We start from the raw sequence: 272 nt of genomic DNA on the forward strand, positions 1-272 counted from the left end.
GCCGCCGCGCTCCATTCCCGAACCGATGCGGCAGGTGACGATTTCGCCCTGCAACGGAGCGGCCGGCATCCCCCTCGCCGCCGCCAGCGCGTACTGGTTGATGCCGGTCGTCTCGCCAACAGGTGGTGAAGCAACCCAGTTCGCCGAACCGGTCCACGCGGCGTAGCCGGGCAGGGTCCGGCTTTCGAAACGGGGCAGTTTCGAGTTGTTGCCGCCGACCCAGTCCATGAAACGGATCGCGCTCGGACACAGATCGACAATCGTCTGCTTGT

1 protein-coding gene is annotated in these 272 nt (G+C 65.8%); it reads right to left on the reverse strand.

Features of this window, described 5'->3' with window-relative positions:
• The coding region (locus ACY2RS_RS15605; protein WP_490099589.1) for a hypothetical protein at positions 1-272 on the reverse strand (272 nt) is incomplete at both ends.

This window comes from Patiriisocius sp. 208BN25-11 (genome assembly GCF_058147145.1).